General features: G+C 60.9%; 18 protein-coding genes. All 18 read right to left on the bottom strand.

Features of this window, described 5'->3' with window-relative positions:
• Window positions 1–15: 15 nt before the first annotated feature.
• The 18 genes from IT763_RS14320 to IT763_RS14235 all read right to left on the bottom strand — a co-directional run bounded on the left by IT763_RS14320 (window position 16) and on the right by IT763_RS14235 (window position 18,447).
• Window positions 16–1,002: a type VI secretion system-associated protein gene (locus tag IT763_RS14320; protein WP_206194789.1), complete on the bottom strand. Its 987-nt coding sequence runs from the start codon at window positions 1,000–1,002 to the stop codon at window positions 16–18.
• Between the two features lie 28 nt (window positions 1,003–1,030).
• On the bottom strand, window positions 1,031–1,804 hold the full coding sequence (locus IT763_RS14315) for a PP2C family serine/threonine-protein phosphatase (protein WP_015378289.1): 774 nt from the start codon (window positions 1,802–1,804) through the stop codon (window positions 1,031–1,033).
• On the bottom strand, window positions 1,804–3,525 hold the full coding sequence (gene tagH, locus IT763_RS14310; protein WP_206194788.1) for a type VI secretion system-associated FHA domain protein TagH: 1,722 nt from the start codon (window positions 3,523–3,525) through the stop codon (window positions 1,804–1,806). Before tagH ends, IT763_RS14315 begins: the two co-directional genes overlap by 1 nt.
• 480 nt (window positions 3,526–4,005) lie before the next feature.
• On the bottom strand, window positions 4,006–4,341 hold the full coding sequence (locus tag IT763_RS14305) for a T6SS amidase immunity protein Tai4 family protein (protein WP_227255704.1): 336 nt from the start codon (window positions 4,339–4,341) through the stop codon (window positions 4,006–4,008).
• Between the two features lie 69 nt (window positions 4,342–4,410).
• Window positions 4,411–4,749: a T6SS amidase immunity protein Tai4 family protein gene (locus tag IT763_RS14300; RefSeq protein WP_227255705.1), complete on the bottom strand. Its 339-nt coding sequence runs from the start codon at window positions 4,747–4,749 to the stop codon at window positions 4,411–4,413.
• A 20-nt stretch (window positions 4,750–4,769) separates the two neighbouring features.
• Window positions 4,770–5,249 carry a type VI secretion system amidase effector protein Tae4 gene (locus tag IT763_RS14295; RefSeq protein WP_089180537.1) on the bottom strand — a complete coding sequence of 160 codons (480 nt, stop codon included), beginning with the start codon at window positions 5,247–5,249 and terminating at the stop codon, window positions 4,770–4,772.
• A 51-nt stretch (window positions 5,250–5,300) separates the two neighbouring features.
• On the bottom strand, window positions 5,301–5,783 hold the full coding sequence (locus IT763_RS14290) for a type VI secretion system tube protein Hcp (protein WP_004961372.1): 483 nt from the start codon (window positions 5,781–5,783) through the stop codon (window positions 5,301–5,303).
• 304 nt (window positions 5,784–6,087) lie between these two features.
• On the bottom strand, window positions 6,088–7,593 hold the full coding sequence (gene tssC, locus IT763_RS14285; RefSeq protein WP_016927259.1) for a type VI secretion system contractile sheath large subunit: 1,506 nt from the start codon (window positions 7,591–7,593) through the stop codon (window positions 6,088–6,090).
• 3 nt (window positions 7,594–7,596) lie between these two features.
• On the bottom strand, window positions 7,597–8,133 hold the full coding sequence (gene tssB, locus IT763_RS14280) for a type VI secretion system contractile sheath small subunit (RefSeq protein WP_016927260.1): 537 nt from the start codon (window positions 8,131–8,133) through the stop codon (window positions 7,597–7,599).
• 121 nt (window positions 8,134–8,254) lie between these two features.
• The gene (gene tssA / locus IT763_RS14275; RefSeq protein ID WP_143778249.1) at window positions 8,255–9,286 is read right to left on the bottom strand and encodes a type VI secretion system protein TssA; all 1,032 of its coding nucleotides are present in this window, start codon (window positions 9,284–9,286) and stop codon (window positions 8,255–8,257) included.
• Window positions 9,287–9,309: 23 nt separating this feature from the next.
• Window positions 9,310–10,029 (bottom strand): type VI secretion system-associated protein TagF, encoded by a 720-nt coding sequence (tagF, locus tag IT763_RS14270; RefSeq protein ID WP_028128112.1) that lies wholly within the window; start codon window positions 10,027–10,029, stop codon window positions 9,310–9,312.
• An 18-nt stretch (window positions 10,030–10,047) separates the two neighbouring features.
• Window positions 10,048–13,683: a type VI secretion system membrane subunit TssM gene (tssM, locus tag IT763_RS14265; RefSeq protein ID WP_060444625.1), complete on the bottom strand. Its 3,636-nt coding sequence runs from the start codon at window positions 13,681–13,683 to the stop codon at window positions 10,048–10,050.
• Window positions 13,683–14,885 carry a DotU family type VI secretion system protein gene (locus IT763_RS14260; protein ID WP_004934945.1) on the bottom strand — a complete coding sequence of 401 codons (1,203 nt, stop codon included), beginning with the start codon at window positions 14,883–14,885 and terminating at the stop codon, window positions 13,683–13,685. Before IT763_RS14260 ends, tssM begins: the two co-directional genes overlap by 1 nt.
• Before the next feature lie 21 nt (window positions 14,886–14,906).
• Window positions 14,907–16,253, bottom strand: a complete 1,347-nt coding sequence (gene tssK, locus IT763_RS14255; RefSeq protein ID WP_028128110.1) for a type VI secretion system baseplate subunit TssK — start codon at window positions 16,251–16,253, stop codon at window positions 14,907–14,909.
• A 40-nt stretch (window positions 16,254–16,293) separates the two neighbouring features.
• Window positions 16,294–16,824, bottom strand: a complete 531-nt coding sequence (gene tssJ, locus IT763_RS14250; RefSeq protein WP_206194787.1) for a type VI secretion system lipoprotein TssJ — start codon at window positions 16,822–16,824, stop codon at window positions 16,294–16,296.
• A 29-nt stretch (window positions 16,825–16,853) separates the two neighbouring features.
• Complete coding sequence (tagV, locus tag IT763_RS14245; protein ID WP_033632731.1) at window positions 16,854–17,354, bottom strand: type VI secretion system accessory protein TagV; 501 nt, start codon at window positions 17,352–17,354, stop codon at window positions 16,854–16,856.
• 48 nt (window positions 17,355–17,402) lie between these two features.
• Window positions 17,403–17,795 carry a DUF4150 domain-containing protein gene (locus IT763_RS14240; protein WP_004934933.1) on the bottom strand — a complete coding sequence of 131 codons (393 nt, stop codon included), beginning with the start codon at window positions 17,793–17,795 and terminating at the stop codon, window positions 17,403–17,405.
• A 16-nt stretch (window positions 17,796–17,811) separates the two neighbouring features.
• Window positions 17,812–18,447 (bottom strand): DUF3540 domain-containing protein, encoded by a 636-nt coding sequence (locus IT763_RS14235; RefSeq protein ID WP_016927268.1) that lies wholly within the window; start codon window positions 18,445–18,447, stop codon window positions 17,812–17,814.
• Window positions 18,448–18,477 lie beyond the last annotated feature (30 nt).

The raw sequence follows: 18,477 nt of genomic DNA, 5'->3' as shown, positions 1-18,477 counted from the left end.
AGGCTTTCCTTAGAATCAGTGAGGGGCGCCGTTAACCGACAGGTAGCTGCCGCTGGCGGGATCAACGCGGTCTGTGGCCAGCTTTTCCACCAGCTTGAAAGTCAGCGGGGAGGGGGCGCTCAGCAGCGGCTGCCAGGCGGTTTGCGCCTGCTGCACGCGCTGTTTGATCTTGTTCTCATCGGCGGCGTCGACGCGCGGCATTTCAACGATCGCTTCACCGTTGAACGCCCAGGCGTGCAGCTTCGGTTCGAAGCTCAGCAGCAGGAAGCTGCCCGGCGCCTGCGGGTTGCCGCCCAGAACCAGACGTTGGGCGTTGGCGCTGACGACGGTCAGCGCGCGATCGCCGCCGTTAACCTGCGCCAGCGGGTAACCTTGCAGGAACCACAGCGTCGGCGAGAGGGTTTGGCCGCCTTGTTGCAACGTGACCGCGCTGCGGCCCTGCAGCCAGCCGTCCTCGCCGCAGCGCAGCGCAGCGCCGGCGGGAATGAACAGCGCGCCGCCGTTGGCCTCGTCACTCCAGTAGGTGCGGAAGTGGCAGCCCTGCGGCAGGCTGAAACGCTGAGCCGGCGCGCTGTCTGCCTGCGGAGACGTCACGGCCACCGCCGCAGGGATCGCCGGTTGCGGTGGGGTTTCCGGCGGCTCGGAGGCCTCTTGTTTGACCACCGGTTTCCAGCCGCGCGCTTTGGCGGCTTCGCCGCTGGCCAGTTTCTCTCCGCGCTTGTCGGTCAGCGTCCAGGGCAGGTGGCCGGCTTTCGGACACTGCTTTTCCAACAGATTGCCGACGCGCGGCAGAAAGTCGTTCAGCACCGCCGGATCCTGGCTTTGCGCCGAGACGATACGCAGCGGGATGCTTTTGCCGCACCAGCTTGCCGGATTGCTGTTTTTGACGTCATCGATAAACACTTCCAGCTTCTGGCTGGGGGAGTAAACCAGGCGATAGTTCATCGCCTGCGCGGTCGGTACCGCCATCAGGGCGACGAGCCCTGGCATCCAATATTTCATAGTGAACCTTGCTGTGAATGTGCGCTGCTCAGTCGCGGCTCAGAAACCGCTCCGCATCCGCCAGCGAATGCAGCAGGGTGGTTTCCTGCGGTGAGCCAATCCAGACGGCGATAGCGCTGTAGTTATCGCTGTTATTGTTTTTCTTCCATGCCTGTTGCATCAGGGCGATCCACTCGCTGGGGGAGTTGACCATATGCAGCGACTGTTCCAGTTCGGCCTGGCTGAAGCTGTGCCAGAAGCCGTCGGTGCACAGCAGGAAAACGTCGCCGTCCTCCAGCTGCAGCACGTCGCTGTAGGTGGCGTCGCGCTCTTCGTTGAGCCCCAGCGCGAAATACAGCAGGTTGCTGTTGATGCCGTTGGTCTGATAGCCGGCGTCCTGCATCTGTTGGATCAGGCTGTGGTCGGTGGTGACGGCATGCAGGTAGCCGCGGCGGAACAGGTACAGGCGGCTGTCGCCGGCGTGCGCCCAGTAGGCCAGCTGGTAATCGCGATCGATAAACAGACTGACCAGCGTGGTGCCCATCTTGCTGTATTCGTCCGACTGCCGCTGCTGCTGGTGGATGGCGGCGTTGGCGCGCGTGATGTGCTGACGAATGCTCTGGGCGTTCAGGTGCTTTTCGCCGTCAAAGTTTTGCAAAATGGTGTCGCGCGCCAGTTTGGCGGCGATATCGCCGCCCGGAAAACCGGCGATGCCGTCGCACACCACGAAGCAGGCGGCGCGGTTGCCGAGCACCTCGCCGGTCTGATCCTGGTTGGAGGCGCGGCCGCCCTGGTTGGAAGTAGAGGCTATGGTGATATTCATTACGCGTCCGGTTTGGTCTGTGAGTCTTTGTATTGATTCACTTCAACGTCATAGGCGTGCAGGAAAGCTTCGCCAAACAGGGTGTGGAAATCGTCCTCGATCTCGCCGGAGGTTTGCTGATAGTTCTTCACGAAGTAGTCCCACAGCGCAGCCTTGCGGTTGGCGGGCAGCGACAGGCGCGGCGCCACGCCTTCCTTGCGCGCTTCCTCTTCGAGGCGCTCCGGGTTGAACGACTGCAGCATGGCGGCGATGATGGCGCGAATACCGGCGATCATCCCCAGCTGGTGCGCCTGCAGGTCGATCAGCGCGTCGCGCACCGCTTGCTCCGGCGGCATAAAGCCCGGCATCTGGCTGCCGAACATCTGCATCAGCACCGTTTTTCCCGAAGGCAGCAGCTTGAACGGGTTGTTGGCTTCGTCGAGGATCATGGTCATCTCGGCCTTTACGCCGCGCTTGAGGATCGAGCGGGATGAGAGCAGGGCGACGGTGCCTTGCGAGAACAGGCTCAGCAGGCGACCGGCCAGGCGGATCTGCTGTTCGTCAAAGTGCGGCTGCGGTTGCAGATCGTCGAGACCGATGCCTTGCAGCAGCGCCGCCAGCAACGGCCCCTCCAATGCGTCGCCACTCGGCGCGGCGGCGTGCTGCCGCTGAGCGGACTGGTAGGCGACCGGATCGATGCCCAGGCGGTTGCCCTGGCGCGGGCGCGGCGGCTGCGCAGGCGGTTCCTGCTGGCTGAACTGCGGTGCAGGTTGGGGCTGTGGCTCAGGCGTCTGCACGGGTGGCGGCGTCGGCTGCGGGCGCGGCGCTTGCGGTTGTGCGGCCATCGGTGGCGGAGACGGCGGCGCGGGCGGCTCCTCCGGCTGGGCCAGCGGCACGGCGCCGCCCATCAGCAGACCCAGCGGATCGTTGCTGTTTAACGTCTCTGGCGAAGCGGGCGCGGATGAACCGCCGAACAGCGCCAGCGGATCCAACTCCTGCTCCGGTTGCTGCGCATTCCGGGCCGGAGTTGCCGGACGCGGCGGCGCAGCCTGCTCCGCCAGCAGCGCGCTGGGGGTGGTATCGGCCAGAATGTGTTCGCGTTCAAAAGTGGTGTCGGTGTTGAACAGCGCCGCCGGATCGGTTTGTTGCTGTTGCAGCTGGCGCAGATCGACCTCGCCCGCCAGCTGCGCCAGCGGATCGGCCGGGTTCAGCTCGCGAGCGGGGGTGTCCAACAGCGGATGGCTGTCTGGATTGGCGGCCGGCGGCGGCGTGACGGCGGCCGGCGCATTCGGCGTAAATTCTTCCACCAGGCTGTCCCAGATTTCGTTGGGGATTGGCGCGGCGGATTTTTCTTTGGCGGTGGCAGCAGGGGTCGCAGCAGCGGCAACAGCCTTGGCCACCGGTTGAGCCTGCGGCGCGGCGTGCCGTTGCAGCGCGCTGACTTCAATCTGGTAATCGTCGATACCGAGCACGTCGCCATCCTGCAGTTCAACCTGGCGGCCACGTTCCAGCGGAATGTCATTCAGCAGCACGCGGGTAACGTTGCCGCGGTTGGTGATGCGGCATTCGCCGTCAGCGGAAATATGCACAATCGCCTGCAGGCGGGAAATGGCGCGCTCTTCGTCCGGCAGCACCAGGTTGTTGTCCACGCTGCGGCCGATGGTGCCGCCCGGCGGCAGAAAATCGCAACTGCTCTGCGGCGGAACCTGGCCGCTTTTGTTTTTTACAATGGAAAATCGCATAAGGCATTCCTGCTGATGGGGATTGTAGACTGCTTTGGGCGTATGTTGATTTAGTCATCTAATCTGATGGCTAACTTCTATTCTTTTCTTTTTTGTAATAGGTGTTTTTTGGTAGTTGAGTTAAGTAGATAAAGGTAAATATCAAACTGCCATAATGTATAGAGTCATAGTCATTGTTGCCTAGTGGGTAGAAGAGATTAAGGAAATCATTCCCGTATGCAAAAATTGAGAGCTGTATGACACCCATAAAAACCACAATGAGACAGTTGAAAACAAAAAATGGATAATTGTGTTTGTGAGCCGATAATTTTTTTAAGTAATATAATGCCACTAACGTGATGAGTGACAATGAAAAATAGGAAAGTAAGAATCCATATGAGTAAGTTGATAGCGTGACGTCTGGAGTCATGTTAATAATCAATAAGTTTTAATTCTCTTGAGTTGATAACTTTATGAAATTGGATTCAACAATCCTGACTATTACTTAGAGTAACGTTCAAAAATGGTTTCAGCTTCACTGGCGTTCTGCAGTGAAAGACAATCTAAAGTATGGTAAGTCCCTTGAACTGAGCCTTGGCTATTTTTATTTGCGTACTGTTCAGCCAGTTTTTCACCTTGTTCAAATGCATCCATCGGCAGTTTACTCAATTCTAAATAGGCGGAAGCGGAACGGAAGGCGTCTTGCTTGGTTCTTTCTGAGTCAGTGGACTTCCCAATGCAGCGGCTGGTTAACCAATTTTTATAAAGTGCCTCTTGCGATAAAGCATTGAGCGAGTTTTCAGCAAGGACTACATGGCTTCCGAGCAGCAGAGACATTAAAAAGTACGTGTATCTTCTCATCCGAGATAACCTTTGATATGAGCCGTCGTTTGAGCAACTCTGATATCAGTTGTCGTCTTTTCCTTGGTATTTCTTGATGATGGCTTGCAGCTCTTGGCTGTGTACAAGATCGATGCACTTGGCCATCGTCATCGGCTCCCCTGACATACTGTCATAGGGCTTTGCCAGAAATTCTTTTGCCAGCGCCCTGACGGCGGTATGCGCTTCCAGAGAATAATCGCCGAATTCCGTGTAACCCCGAGCGGCGGCGGCGGCATCGTTTTTGACTTCTTTTGCTGAGTACCCCTCGGCGATGCAAACGCTAAGCGCGTAGTTTTTTAGGTACTCTTCGGGGGTATAGGTTTCTTTGGCTTGAGCCGATTGAATACATCCCAAAAATATCATGCTTGCAACACACAGGGATTTTATTTTAGTAACCATATAGATGCCTCGCTGGATTTTGGAAAGTAACAATGATCTGAGCAGGTTGTACCGTTCCATAATGTTGCGTGTCCGCTGGCATCATTCCATCCTGGAACAGTGAAAACCAATATCCCTTTGTCTTTTGAAAAATCACTAGGGGTAGGGTTTTTAATCGTTTTATCAGGTTTGCCGAACTTATAATTCAAAAAGTTAATAATATCTCTGACGCGATAAATGTACCAATTTTTATCTTTGCCTGAAACGGTCTTCCACGCTCCTCGTTCAACTTTAAAACCAGAATAATTGAGCGTGTAACTCATGCGTATTGCGCAGGCATTGGTGAATCCTTGCAATGGGTCATTGACGCCAAGCTCAATGTTAAGACCTACATTTCCACCTATCTTTTTGCCAACGTCAGTAATATCTACGTTGATTTCGCTAAATCGTTGCCACGCTTGCTGGAATGAAGGGCGACTCATTATAACGTCCTCTGTTGATAGATGCCCCTAATCAGGGGCATCTGTGCGGGAAGATTAAGCTTCGCGGTTTTCCTTGATGTTCCAACCTGCGCTGCTTTCGGCGCCTTTGCCGCCTTTGTCGCTCTGCTCCCAGTATTGCTGTTTCACTTTCGCCGCCTGGAAGGAGTAGGTGACGCCCACGGTGTCTTCGCCGCCTGCACCAGTGTACTGCACGGCGGTGACCAGCACGTCGTCCAGGGTGATTTTAACGTACTCAACCTGAGTACCGCCCGCCTTGCAGACAGACAACTCAACCTTGGTCAGGTGCTTACCGCTGGAGCAGTGCTTCAGCAGCGCCGGGGTTGACTTGTCGACCAGCGCGTTGACGTGCAGATCGTTGAAGCACACTTTACCGGCGCCGCCGCCGCCGCCAACGCCCATATTGCCCGGTTGAGAAGCGCCCCAGGAGAAAGAAGTAATGTCGGTCCAGCCTTTGTGATTCGAATCTTTAGATTCGCCGCTGGCACCTTCAACTTTCAGGAACATATCAATAGCCATAGTTTCTTCACTCTTTATTAAGGGTTAACAGTAGTATTAACGTTACGTTGAAAAACTCAGGTAATAGCAGCAGGAATTGCAAGTGTGGTAATGCATTACCAATTTATATCCTTGTGCCATGCACCTTCTTAAATACCGAAAACTATCGGTACGGGTTACCGAGCCACTATTAAGTGCTAATGGCTCAATGCTTAATTATTTCGCGTTATCTTGATTCCACGTGCGATCCGGGTTTTCTGCGATAGGCTGACGATGAGGTTGATGTATCAGCCAGGCCGCACTACCGCGGCCTGACTTCAGCCCATCAGGACGCGTCGTTTTGTTTCAGCGAAGGCAGCTTCGACACCAGGCGCAGGGAGACGGTCAGACCTTCCAGCTGGTAGTGCGGGCGCAGGAAGAACTTGGCGCTGTAATAGCCTGGGTTGTCTTCGATCTCTTCCACCTGCACTTCCGCCGCGGCCAGCGGTTTGCGCGACTTGGTTTCCTGCGAGGAGTTGGCCGGATCGCCGTCCACGTAGTTCATGATCCAGTCGTTCAGCCAGCGCTCCATGTCGTCGCGCTCGCGGAAGGAACCAATTTTGTCGCGCACGATGCACTTCAGGTAATGCGCAAAGCGGCAGCAGGCGAACAGATACGGCAGGCGCGCGGAAAGCTGGGCGTTGGCGGAGGCGTCGGCGTCGTAGTATTCCGCCGGCTTCTGCAGCGACTGCGCGCCGATAAAGGCGGCGAAGTCGGAGTTTTTGCGGTGCACCAGCGGCATAAAGCCGTTTTTGGCCAGCTCGGCTTCGCGGCGGTCGCTGATGGCGATCTCGGTCGGGCACTTCATGTCCACGCCGCCGTCGTCGCTCGGGAAGGTGTGGCACGGCAGGTTTTCCACCGCGCCGCCGGACTCCACCCCGCGAATGGCGGTGCACCAGCCGAACTCTTTGAACGAACGGTTGATGTTGGCGGCCATGGCGTAGGCGGCGTTGGTCCAGGTGTAGTTGCCGTGGGTCGCGCCGTCGGTGTCTTCTTCGAAGTCAAACTCGTCCACCGGGTTGGTGCGGATGCCGTACGGCAGGCGCGCCAGGAAGCGCGGCATCACCAGCCCCAGGTAGCGCGCGTCTTCCGACTCACGCAGGCTGCGCCAGGCGGCGTACTCGGTGTTCTGGAAAATCTTGGTCAGATCGCGCGGGTTGGAGAGCTCCTGCCAGGACTCCATCTGCATCACGCTCGGCGCGGTGCCGGCGATGAACGGGCAGTGCGAGGCGGCGCCGATCTTGGCCATTTCGCCCAGCAGCTCCACGTCCTGCGGGCTGTGATCGAAGTAGTAGTCGCCCACCAGGCAGCCGAACGGTTCGCCGCCGAACTGGCCATACTCTTCTTCGTAGACTTTCTTGAAGATCGGGCTCTGATCCCAGCCCACACCTTTATAGCGCTTCAGCGTGCGGCCCAGCTCCTGCTTGGAAATGCTCATGAAGCGGATCTTCAGCATCTCGTCGGTTTCAGAGTTGTTGACCAGGTAGTGCAGGCCGTGCCACGCGCCTTCCAGCTTCTGGAAATCGTCGTGGTGAATGATCTGGTTGATCTGCTGCGACAGCTTTTCGTCGATTTCCGCGATCAGCGCCTGGATGGTGCGGTAGGCGTCGGAAGAAACGGTGACGGTATTTTCCAGCGCCTGCTGCGCCAGGGTTTTCACCGCGTTCTCAACTGCTTCTTTGGCCTGATCGGTCTTTGGCCGGAACTCTTTGTTCAACAGCGCGCTGAATTCATCGCTGGAAAAAGTCTCGGTGGTTTGCAACGCATTCTGTTGCTGAGGCGAGTTGCTCATCGATTAATCCTCACGCTCGTTGTTGTCATCGTTAACCGCCGGCTTCGGCGCGTCGGTCAGGGATTGCAGCAGCGCCGGGTTTTGCAGGATCTTGGAGATCAGCTCTTCGGCGCCGTTCTTGCCGTCCATGTAGGACAGCAGGTTGGAAAGCTGGGTGCGCGCATCCAGCAGATTGTCCAGCGCGTCGACCTTGCGGGCGATAGCGGCGGGGGAGAAGTCTTCCATGCTTTCGAAGGTCAGATCGATGTTCAGCTTGCCTTCGCCGGTCAGGGTATTGTCAACCTGGTAAGCGACGCGCGGTTTCAGCGACTTCATACGCTCGTCGAAGTTGTCGACGTCGATTTCCATGAATTTGCGTTCTTCCACGCTGGCTTGCGGATCGACCGCTTTCCCCACCAGATCCGCCATCACGCCCATTACGAACGGCAGCTGGATTTTGCGCTCTGCGCCATAAATTTCGACATCGTATTCAATCTGTACGCGCGGCGCGCGGTTGCGGGCGATGAATTTCTGCCCGCTGCGGGATTTCGAGTTTGACATGATTTACTCCATCTAATGGCGATTGGGAACGCGCCTCGTCCGGCTGGGAGAGTCAGGTTCTGATTCGGGTCTGCGCAGGGGCAGACGGTATCGGATGCGTCAAGAGAACAAAGGTCGGCGGCTAGCTGTTCTCCTCGTTGTCGGGGCGACCGAGAATGGTCTCCAGTTGGTTAAGCCCATCGGGCGCCAAATCGCGGACGATTTGCATAAAGTCCAGCGTAATCAACCGCTGGACCCGATCGATCATCAGCGGCGCCGGGTGGCTCGGCTCATGAAGACGAAAATAATTTTTCACCTTATCCAGCATCAACTGGGCATCGTCGCGCGACTGGATCTGCGCGCTGCGCCAGTTGAGCGGGGCAGTGGCGCTCTGTACGGCGGCAGGTTGCTGCATGGCCGCCGTTTCAGGCGTCGCGTCCGCTTCGGCGGCGGCGGGCACCTCGCTCTGGCCGGCGAGCGCCACCAGAGAAAACACCTTGGTCAGCGCGCTCATTTCCGGCAGCGCGCTTTCCCCCAGATGGCGGGTGACTTCGCTGCGAATGGCGGCCAGGGTGTTGGCGATGTGCATCACCAGCGCGCCTTCGGGGCGATCCTGCTGCGCCAGTTCATCCTGCAGCCGCGCGCGGCCGCCGGGAAAGTTGGGGCACTCCTGCTTGCTGCCGTCGAGCAGGGCGCCGGCATCGCGTAGCGAGATTTCTCCGGCGGCGCTTTTCAGCAGCGGGGCGGCGCGCACGCTGGCGGCCAGCGCGGCCTTGTCGCCAAGGTCGGCCAGCGCGTTGATGCGAAACAGCGGGTCGGCTTCCCCATCGAACTCCAGCGGCGGCTGCAGGGTGTCCCAGTAACGGGTCATCGACTGATGGACCAGCGTCAGCCCGTCGGCGTAGCCCGGCAACCCGCGCAGCTGGGTCCAGGCGCGGGTGAGATACAGCATGACGCGCAGGTCTTTGGTGCGCGTCAGCAGCGAGGTCGCGAGGCGCTCGACCTGCACCCAGTCCGGCGCTTCTTCCGGAATGATGGTGCTGCCGAACTGTTGTTCGGCCTTGCCGGTGGCGGCTTGTTCCATCGCCAGAAAGTCGGCGTCGTATTCCAGGTTGTCGCCGCAGGGATTGTCCGCGTCAACCGGGGCCAGCAGGGTATCGGTATCGATAGCCATAAAATTTCCTTCAACGAACGATGTTAATCAAACATTTGCGGGTACTGGCCGCCGCGGCCGGGGCGCGCCCAGCCGTTGGGCTCGAACAGCAGTGAAAACAGCTGCACGGTGAGGTTGCCGCTGTGCACGTGGGTGTAGAGCGGGTGTCCGTCTGCCTGATTGGTCCACCAGAAGCTGGTGTACTGCGCCGGATCGAAGCAGTCGGCGGCCTGTTGCCAGCCGAGGCCCGGCACGTCCGGATGCTGGAAACCGATAATCGACAATATTTCGGAATCCGCTTCCGCCGGCGGGCTGGGCAGCGCCGGGATCGCCTGCAACGCGCGGTCAATTTGCTCGGCGGAGAAACCGTTGCGCACGCCGTTCAGCAGGGTATGACCGAGCTGTTGGTACCAACTCGCCGCCATGTTCAACTGTTGCGATCGCCAATCCTGCTGGCTGAACAGGCGCAGCGCGCAGATCGGGTAGCGCCGCCCGACGCGGTCGCGCGCCGGCAGCAGGCAGCCCATCTGCACGTACTGGCTGCCGAGCGTGGCGGGGATCACGAAGTTCCACACCGGCGCGTTGCTGAATGGGTGATCGTTAGGCCCTTGCGCATCGCGCTGCAAATTCACCAGCCCGTTATGGAACCAGTGGGCCCAGTTGTTGACCACCGGATCGGGCAAGCGGCGTTGCAGGAAATCGCCGGCGGAGGGGAGTTTGCCGTACCAGCCAATGCTCGTCGGGGCGCTTGAATCAGTGCTCATGGTCATGTCCTTTCGGGGCTACGGGCACGAGAAGGCCGGCAGTTGGAACGGATTGCGGATGCTGTTGGGCGTAAACTCCAGCGTGACGCGGTGGCCGTCGAGATTGAAGGTCGCCTGACGGCCGAGGCCGGCGGTGCCCGACGATTGCGCCATGTCCACCAGACGGTTCAGCGCCCACGGCCCGCTGGTCACCAGACTGGCCGTGGTGCCGTTGGCCAGCGCCAGCTGCAGATGCACCTGGTTGGTATTGCGGGTGCCCGGCCAACTGACCACCAGCGGCACCTGTGGGCCGTGGCTGTATTTGAACAACTGCCCGTCGATATCCAGCGTCAGGTTGAGGATGTCGTTATCCATCCGCACCGGCCGCACGGTCACGCGGTAAGAGGGCGTCGCGGTGCCGTTGGCGAAAAAGGCGTCGCGGATGCGCTGCGCCTGCTGGAACGAGCGCAGGATGCCTTCGCCGCCGGGCAGCGTCTTGCCGTCCACACCGGGGGTGAAACGCCAGTTGGCGCGGGTGGTGTCGACCTTGCCCTGCAGGTTGTCGCGGAAGAAGCTGTCCATCAGCCCGCTGTTCGGTGCGAACATGCGCGCCAGATCGTCCGGCGTCACTTCCTGGCGCGCCCGGGCCACCAGCGGATAACGCCCGGCGATCGCCTGGCGGCAGAAGCTGCCGACCTCGAAGCTGATGCGTTTTTTCACGTTCTCCATCTCTTTGCGCTGGGTGTCGCTGCTGGCGCCGATCGCCAGCGACAGCAGCATCTGTTTGAACGGCACCGGCAAGCGGCCGGACTCGGCCTGCAGGCGCGGGATGATGTCGCTCGGCGGCGCCGACATGCCGCTGTTGGCCGCGCCCTGAACCGCCGTCAGATAGCTGTACAGCTCATCGACCTGCTTCAGCACGCTGTCGAAAGGGATCGCCTTATTGCCTTCGCCCTGGCTTTGCGCCAGCTCCAGCAGCGGCGCGAAGTGCGCCATCACCAGCTGTTCCGGCTGGGCCGACACGTCGCCGTCGGCGTTGGCCGGCCGGTTGGTGAACAGCGCCTCCAGCGTGCGGTTGGCGTTTTGGTTCAGCCTGTCTTCGGTTTTGGCCAGCAGCGAGCGGGAGTCGGCGTCGCTTTTCTCGTCGCGCAGGGTGACGTTTTTGCTGACGTTGACCAGCAGGTTGCGCATCGGCGACGGATTGCCGGACAACAGGCGCGCGCTGCTGATGCGCTGGGTCAGGTTGCCGATGTTGGCCAGTTGGATATCCCCCAGCAGCTCATCCCAGGCGCTGATGAAATCCTGCATGTACAGCTGGCGGATGGTCTTGGTCAAATCGGCGCTCTTCTGCTCCGGCGTCTGGCTGTTCAACACCCAGACGTCTTCCTTGCGCAGGGTGTCGGTCACCGGGTCGATGTTGTCGTTGAACGCTTTCCAGTACCCTTGTGAGGTGAACAGGCCCGGCACGCCGTCGGTGACCGGCTTGCCGCTTTTGCGGCTGAACGCCAGTTCGGTTTGCGGGCCGGCCAAATCGACCAGGCTGACCGGCTTGATGTCGGTCTGTTTCAGCAGCAGGCGCTTGAGGCGGCCATAGACGCGCTGCGACAGCGGCGCCCGGTTGATGGCGGCCTGCGCCTGCGCCACCAGCTGTTCGTCTTTGGCGTAGGGCGAGGCCTGGATCTGCGCATCCAGCAGTTGGCTCAGGTGCCATTCGATCTGTTGCAGCTGTTTTTGGGTGCTGCCCTGCGGCAGGTTGCGCTGCAGGTTGAGCATCACCCAGGCGCGCAGGAATTTGCCGTCGTACTGCTTCGGCAGATACAGCATCTGGTAGGCCTTCAATGCTTCATAGCTGAAGTCCGCGTCGCCGTGGTTATCGTTGCGCAGCGTGGTGGCGATCTGTTGCGCCACCTGCGGCAGCAGTAGCTCTTTCAGCGCTTTTTGGTACAGGGCATTGCCGGCGTCACCGACCTGATCGCCGCGGAACAGCCCCATGCGGTAGGTGAACGGCGGATCGTCCAGCGAAAAGTTCTGGCTGTCCGGCAGGTGCAGCAGGCTGTTGAGGAACGGCAGCAGCGAGAACATGTCGCCATTGCCCACCTGCGTCAGGTTTTGTCCCTGGCGCTCGACGCCGGGCACCTTGGCGGCCACTTCCGCCAGATAGGCCTTGTTGTTGCCATAGCTGGTGAACCAGAGCATCGCCAGCACCGCCAGGACCACCGCCAGCGCGATGTAACCCGCCCAGTGCAGGGCGCGGTTGCGGTATTCCCACCAGCGGTTGCTGCCCGCCAGCCCGGACTCCTGGAAGACCACCGATTCCAGCGTCTCTTTCAGGAAGAAGCTCTGGCCCTTGGCCGCCGGGATTGGCGTTTCTTGGCCCACGCTGTCCCAGGCGGTGTTGGCCTGCGCCCCTGAGTTTGCCGTTGGCAGCTGCAGGTAGCGGTTCAGCTCGCCCATCACTCGGTCGAACGGCAGGCCTTCCTGGGTGCCGCTGGTGAAATAGATGCCGCGCGGGGTAAAGCGGGTTTCAAAACTGGAGGTGGCGAACACCTGATCCAGATAGTGGCTCAGCAGCGGGCGCAGCGCGGCGAATTCCTGCGGAAACAGGTAGCTTTCGGCGCGCTGGCGCGCGTCGTGTTCCATCAGCAGCGTATCCGGCAGCGCCGCGTCCAACCGCTGTTGCAACAGGGCGTAGTGCTGTTCGAAGGCGGCGTTCAGGTTGAAGTCCGGCTGCCGCGAGCGCTCGTAAGGGAAGGTGAACCCCCAGATCTGGTCGCGCTGCGCTTTGTCGAAGCTGCCGAAATAGGCCATAAAGCCGTTGAGCAGGTCGGTTTTGGTCACCAGCACATAGACCGGGAAGTGAATGCCCAGCTGTTCATGCAGTTCGATCAGGCGTTTGCGCAGCGCGCTGGCCTGGGCGGCGCGCGCTTCGGCGCTGTCGCTCAGCAGATCGGCGACGCTGATGGTGACCATCACGCCGTTGATTGGCTGGCGGGTGCGATATTTTTTCAGCAGCGCGACAAAGCTTTGCCATTCGCCGGCGTCTTCTTCGCGCTGGCTTTCCTGGGTGGTGTAGCGGCCGGCGGTGTCGAGCAGCACGGCGTCGTTGGTAAACCACCAGTCGCAGTTGCGGGTGCCGCCCACGCCGCGCAGCGCGGATTTGCCGAAGCGATCCGCCAGCGGGAAGTGCAGGCCGGAATTGACCAGCGCGGTGGTTTTGCCGGCGCCGGGCGCGCCGATGATCACATACCACGGCAGCTGGTAGAGGTATTGGCGGCTAAAGCGGGTCATCCAGCGGTGTTTGCCGTCGCCCTGGCCCGGTGCGAAGCGCGCCTTTTTCAGCAGCTGCGCCGCTTCGTCGAAGCGCTGCGCTAGCTGATCGTCTTGTTTAACCTCGGGCTTGCCGTCTTCCGCCGGCACCGTTTCGGCGGCGCGCAGGTTGCTCAGCAGGCGGCTGTTGAACCAGGCGCTGTAGAGGCGCGGGATCAGGCGGCACAGGAACCAGATCAGGTAGATGACGCCAATGGCGATCTGGCGGTTGAGTTCCGGCTCCAGCGGGCGATAGTCGCCGATGGCCACCAGCGGGCCGATCATCCAGATGATGAACGCCAGCGCGGTAATGCCGACAAAGCCCCACAGCAGGCGGCTGGTGATGATGGAGAATAACGTACTGAGCATTACTTTCCGGTTCCTTGCGGCAAGCCGTTGATTTCCGCCTGGGTGTTTTCCGGGGCGACCAACAGCGTAATTTCTACCCGGCGGTTCAACGCGCGGTTCACTTTGTTATCGTTCGGCGCGACGGGGTTGCTCTCGCCGCGGCCCTCGGCCTTGACCCGCTGCGGGTTGGCGAGGTGTTTTTGCAAGCGGGCGCTGACCGCTTCGGCGCGCGCCAGCGACAGCTCCCAGTTGGAGGCGAAACGGGCGCTGCGGATCGGCAGGTTGTCGCTGTAGCCGGTGACCAGGATCTTGCCGCTGACGCCGTTCATGGCGGCGGCGATGCGGTCGATGACCGGGATATAGTTGGCGCGCACCGTGGTGGCGGCGGAGTCGAACAGCCCGTCGCCTTTCAGGATCACCACGCTTTGCTGCGCTTCGTCGCGCACCACCACCAACCCTTCGGCGATCTCTTTGCGCAGGAAGCTTTTCAGGCTCAGCGTCGGCGGCGCGGCCGGCGCCGGGTTACCGATCGCCACCTGCGGCAGATTGGTTTGGTAAATCGCCGCCAGCACCGGGCTGGTGTTGTCGCCCAGCCGCCAGTTGAGGGCGATAAACAGCAGCGAAGCCAGGAAGCCGGTCAGCGCCACGCAGGCCCACAGCGGCACCAGCGGGCGCCACAGTTTTTGCTGTACCGGCAGATCCAGTGCATGAGGCGACAGGGGAGGGGCGTAGCCGCCGCGCACCGTCCGGATCAGCTGCAGCAGACGCTGTTTCATGGTTTCCAGCTGAGAACGGCCGTTTTCCATGACCCGATAGCGGCCTTCAAAGCCCAGCAGCAGGCAATAATTGATCAGCTCCAGCAGGTTGATGTGCTCACGCGGGCTCTGCGACAGCTTGGCCAGCAGCTGGAAAAACTTTTCGCCGCCCCAGGTTTCGTTATGGAAGGTCACCAGCAGCCCGCTGCCGGACCACACGCTGTTGCTGCCCCACGGGGTCAGCGCCGCCGCTTCATCCAGCGCGGTGCACAGGCAATAACGCGCGCCGATGATCACTTCGTACGGCAGATTGGCGCGCTGGCCGCGGATCTCGAAGCGGCGCATTTCGTCGATCAGCTGTTGGCGCAGCTGCGCCGGGTTGGCGTGCGTAGCCGACTGGCGGATCTGCGAAATGGCGTTCAGCAGCGGGTTGGCGGCGTCCACCAGCGGATTGGCCGCCGGCGCCATGCTATTTTCCTGAGTCATAGGTTACCGGTCCGTATGGCTGCGAATCGCCCAAAATTCCATGTCCAGCCCCGGGAACTCGCCGGCCAGGTGCAGGGCGAAGGCGCTGGATTTTTCCATCTGTTTCCACAGGTCGCCGCCTTTTTCTAGCTCGAAATAGGTGTAGCCGGCGTGATAGGGGATCTGACGCGGCGCGGCGGGCATGGTGCGCAGGCCGATGCCCGGCAGCTGCAGCTGCACCAGATCGCGGATGCGCGTGACCGGGGCGATCTTCATCTGCGCCGGGAAGTGGGTCAGCAACACCTCGGCGGCCACGTCGGCGCGCACCGCCAACACGAAGCCGAAGTCGCGCATCATTTTGGCGTCCTGCACGGTGGCGACGTTCAGCCCGTGGGATCGTTCGACCAGGGTCAACTGAATGGCGTTGTCTTCCAGCACCACCGACAATCCTTGACGCAGCAACAGCATCAGCTTGCCGAAGCACAGCGCCAGGTTGTCGTGGTCGTACACCGGCAGGCGGCCTTCCGGGGTGCGCTGCGCCGAGAAGCTGGCGAGCTCGGTGGCGAACTGCAGCCAATCGGCGAACAGGCGCTCCGGGTGCAGATGGTCGAGGTGATAGGCGTGACTCACCTGGCCGAGATGGCGGTTGATCAGCTGCAGCAGCATGAAATCGACCATTTCGGAACTGCCGCCGCGCCCCGGCTGCAGCAGGCGCTGGCTCATCTGCTGGCTGCGCTGTTGCAGCAGGCCCTGCAGATCGTTGATGAAGGTCTTCAGTACCGGGTTGCCCTGGCAGTTCAGCATCGGCGGGATCTGTGCGGTATCGAGACGCAGGCTGTTGTCGCCGCGCTTTTCCAGCACGCGGGTAACGCCGAGCGCCGTCCATTCGGCGTTGAGTTCACTCTCCAGCATCAGCCGCAGGCGCAGGCGGCCAAATTGCAGCGCCGCGCTGCCCACCGAGACGGCATTAAGATCGTCGACTTCGTTCTCGTAAGCCAGATAGCGCGCCAGCGCCTCCGGGCTTTCCTGAAAGATCACGTCTTCACGCCCTGCGCGGTAAGTCGGCAGGGCCAGCACCACGTTTTCACCGGTCTTGTTTTCGGCGATGCTCAGCGGCGCGGGCGCCTGCTGGGCGCCGGCAAAGCGAAACGGCGTGCCGTCCGGCATGATGCCGCTGGCGGCGTTGAGCGCAATCTTGCCCTGGCGCAGCAGCGTTTGGTCCAGATCCAGGGTGAGGAACCCCCAGAAACAGCCGCTGTGGGCCTGACCCCAGTTGCGCATATAGCCTTCGAGATAGTTTTCCGCCTGCTGGAAATGGTGAGGGCGCAAAAACATCCCCTCAGTCCAGACAACCTTATGAGCATCTTTCATCATCACACCTATAGTTACTTCGCTTCAGCGCAGCGGTAGGTCAGTCGACCTTTTTTACGGGACGCAGGCCATTCACGCCCGCGACGATATGCGCTTCCAGCTCATCCGGCGAGAATTGCCATACCTTGTAGAAATTGGTTTCGGTGGGCTCCGGCAGCGGCAGCGAAATGCGCCAGGTCTTGCCGTCCAGGTTTTGATACTCGGCGATTACGCCGATGTAACGTGCGTCCAACGCGCTTTGCCCGCCGAGCGTCTTGCCGGTCTGGCCCGGCGTCAGGAAGAACTGATCGCTGTCCAGCAGGCTATTGCCGAGCACGCTTTTGGCGTCGTTTTGCAGACTGAAGAAGTCGGCATCCATGAATTCCGCATCCGAACGCAGCAGCAGCACGCGAATTTTTATCGGCGCCGGTTGCGCGCCGGCGGCGGCGTTGACCTGGCGATCGGCATCGAACACCAGGCTGTAGCGCGACGGCACGCTTTTGGCGGAAGACATGCAGCCGCCGAGCGCCAACGCGCCCAGCAGCAGAAACAGCATCCCGCACCAGCGGAAAGCGATAGGGGTCGTCATCATGGGAATCTCGTCGCCCGCAGGCGTACTGACTACTGGAGGATCCAGGTGGCTGAGCCGGCGTTTTTACACGCCTTGCTGTCGCCGCCGACTTTGACGCAGTCCTGTTTGGCGGCGCGCGCGCGGCGCGGCAGATCTTTGCGCAGCGTCGATTTGTAGCGCGCTTCCGGCACGCCGGCGTTGGCCTGGATATAACCCACCAGATCGCCGCCGCGGATGGCGGAGATCGCCAGCCAATTGTTTTCCACTTCGCCCAGCGCGTAGAACGCGGCGGCGTTGTCCAGGCTGCCGACGGCGGTGCCGGTATAATCGGGGCTGCTCATGATGCTGGCGGCGTACAGGCTGCGGTATTCCTCACCGATCGGTTTGAACTGTTTCGGCGCGCTCACCGCGGCGCGGTGCTTTAGCGTGACGCCATTGACTTCACTGCTGACGATGGCGTCGTTATTGAGCGCCGGCGGCGGTGGCGGCGGGGTAGAGCAACCGGCAAGCGTCAGGGCGGTCAGCAGCGTCAGGGTAATCCGTGTTTTCACAATGTCCTCTTCTTCTTGATTGAATGGCTGTGTAATAAGGCGCCGTCATCAGGGCGCAAGCAGCAACACTTTTAATTGGCTCGGCACGATGCGCATGCCGAGCGCGTTGGTGGAATTCTGCAGGCTGAGGCTGGTCAGCCGGGTGGCCGGGGTGCCTTTGAGCAGCACGGTAAAGGCGCCGGTCAGGTGGCGGGACGGCCCCATCACCGTCCCGGAAGCGACCCCGGTGGCCACGCCGGGGTTGTCGCCGTTGGTCAGCGGCGTCACCGTCGCCATGTTGTGCGCCGGGGTGCCGACGAACAGAATATTGAATGCGTTCGGGATGGCGGTCGGCGCGAGGGCGATATCCGGGTAGGGCACGGGCACCGGCGCCGGGCTTGGCGTCAGACAGACGTCGGGAAACGCCAGGTCCACGCCGATCATTTGGCTGTTGGCAAACATAAAAGGCCTCCGCAGGTTATCCGACGTGGATTTGTTCCGAATCCAGCTTGGTGATGTCTTTCGAGGTAATCAGCGTGTTGCGGGCATGAATGCGGGCGTAATCTTCCGCCTGGTAATCCAGCTGCCCGGCGCGCACGTGCTCGGTTTGGCGCACTTTGCGGAACAGCGAATGGCTGATCTGGCTGACTGAATGCCACAGCGACTCGCAGCGTTTGCCGACCAGGCGGCTGAGGCTGACGAAGGCCGACAGCTCTTCGCCGCTGTATTTCATCTTGTCGACGTGGCAGTCGCCGCTGTTCGCCTGCAGCGTCATGGCGTCGCCGCTCAGGTTCAGCGCCTGCGCGCCGTGCAGCGACAGCGAACCGTTCGGCGTTTCAATCTGCAGATCGCCTGCGACGCAGAGCCGCGCCGCGTTTTGCGGTTCCGCACGTTCGAGGACGGCGATCGCCCACAGCTGGTGGCCGCAGCCGGCGACCAGCACGTTATCGCCGAGGGCCGGCGTCAGCAGGCAGCTCGCCGCCCGGCGGCAATGCCAGCCGCGGCCTTCGCACTCCACCACCAGGCTGCCGTCCGGCAATAGATTGACGATCTGGCCGGCGGCCTGCTGGGGCGGTGCGATGTTGACGGCGCGAGTTGTGTTGGCAACGCTCATGGTGATCCCCTCGTGAAGTGGTTAATGCAT

The organism is Serratia sp. CMO1 (assembly GCF_015689115.1).
Taxonomy (GTDB): domain Bacteria; phylum Pseudomonadota; class Gammaproteobacteria; order Enterobacterales; family Enterobacteriaceae; genus Serratia; species Serratia marcescens.
The sequence above is the reverse complement of the archived record's forward strand: the minus strand, read 5'-3'. Positions and strand labels throughout refer to the sequence as shown.

What these genes read in the sequence shown, in the direction of transcription:
- tagH (WP_206194788.1), bottom strand. Translation starts at nt 3,525, where the DNA reads ATGCGATTTTCCATTGTAAAAAACAAAAGCGGCCAGGTTCCGCCGCAG.
- IT763_RS14235 (WP_016927268.1), bottom strand. Translation starts at nt 18,447, where the DNA reads ATGAGCGTTGCCAACACAACTCGCGCCGTCAACATCGCACCGCCCCAG.
- tssJ (WP_206194787.1), bottom strand. Translation starts at nt 16,824, where the DNA reads ATGATGACGACCCCTATCGCTTTCCGCTGGTGCGGGATGCTGTTTCTG.
- IT763_RS14240 (WP_004934933.1), bottom strand. Translation starts at nt 17,795, where the DNA reads ATGTTTGCCAACAGCCAAATGATCGGCGTGGACCTGGCGTTTCCCGAC.
- tssK (WP_028128110.1), bottom strand. Translation starts at nt 16,253, where the DNA reads ATGAAAGATGCTCATAAGGTTGTCTGGACTGAGGGGATGTTTTTGCGC.
- IT763_RS14315 (WP_015378289.1), bottom strand. Translation starts at nt 1,804, where the DNA reads ATGAATATCACCATAGCCTCTACTTCCAACCAGGGCGGCCGCGCCTCC.
- tssC (WP_016927259.1), bottom strand. Translation starts at nt 7,593, where the DNA reads ATGAGCAACTCGCCTCAGCAACAGAATGCGTTGCAAACCACCGAGACT.
- tssA (WP_143778249.1), bottom strand. Translation starts at nt 9,286, where the DNA reads ATGGCTATCGATACCGATACCCTGCTGGCCCCGGTTGACGCGGACAAT.
- IT763_RS14320 (WP_206194789.1), bottom strand. Translation starts at nt 1,002, where the DNA reads ATGAAATATTGGATGCCAGGGCTCGTCGCCCTGATGGCGGTACCGACC.
- tssB (WP_016927260.1), bottom strand. Translation starts at nt 8,133, where the DNA reads ATGTCAAACTCGAAATCCCGCAGCGGGCAGAAATTCATCGCCCGCAAC.
- IT763_RS14305 (WP_227255704.1), bottom strand. Translation starts at nt 4,341, where the DNA reads ATGTCTCTGCTGCTCGGAAGCCATGTAGTCCTTGCTGAAAACTCGCTC.
- tssM (WP_060444625.1), bottom strand. Translation starts at nt 13,683, where the DNA reads ATGCTCAGTACGTTATTCTCCATCATCACCAGCCGCCTGCTGTGGGGC.
- IT763_RS14290 (WP_004961372.1), bottom strand. Translation starts at nt 5,783, where the DNA reads ATGGCTATTGATATGTTCCTGAAAGTTGAAGGTGCCAGCGGCGAATCT.
- IT763_RS14260 (WP_004934945.1), bottom strand. Translation starts at nt 14,885, where the DNA reads ATGGCGCCGGCGGCCAATCCGCTGGTGGACGCCGCCAACCCGCTGCTG.
- IT763_RS14300 (WP_227255705.1), bottom strand. Translation starts at nt 4,749, where the DNA reads ATGATATTTTTGGGATGTATTCAATCGGCTCAAGCCAAAGAAACCTAT.
- tagF (WP_028128112.1), bottom strand. Translation starts at nt 10,029, where the DNA reads ATGAGCACTGATTCAAGCGCCCCGACGAGCATTGGCTGGTACGGCAAA.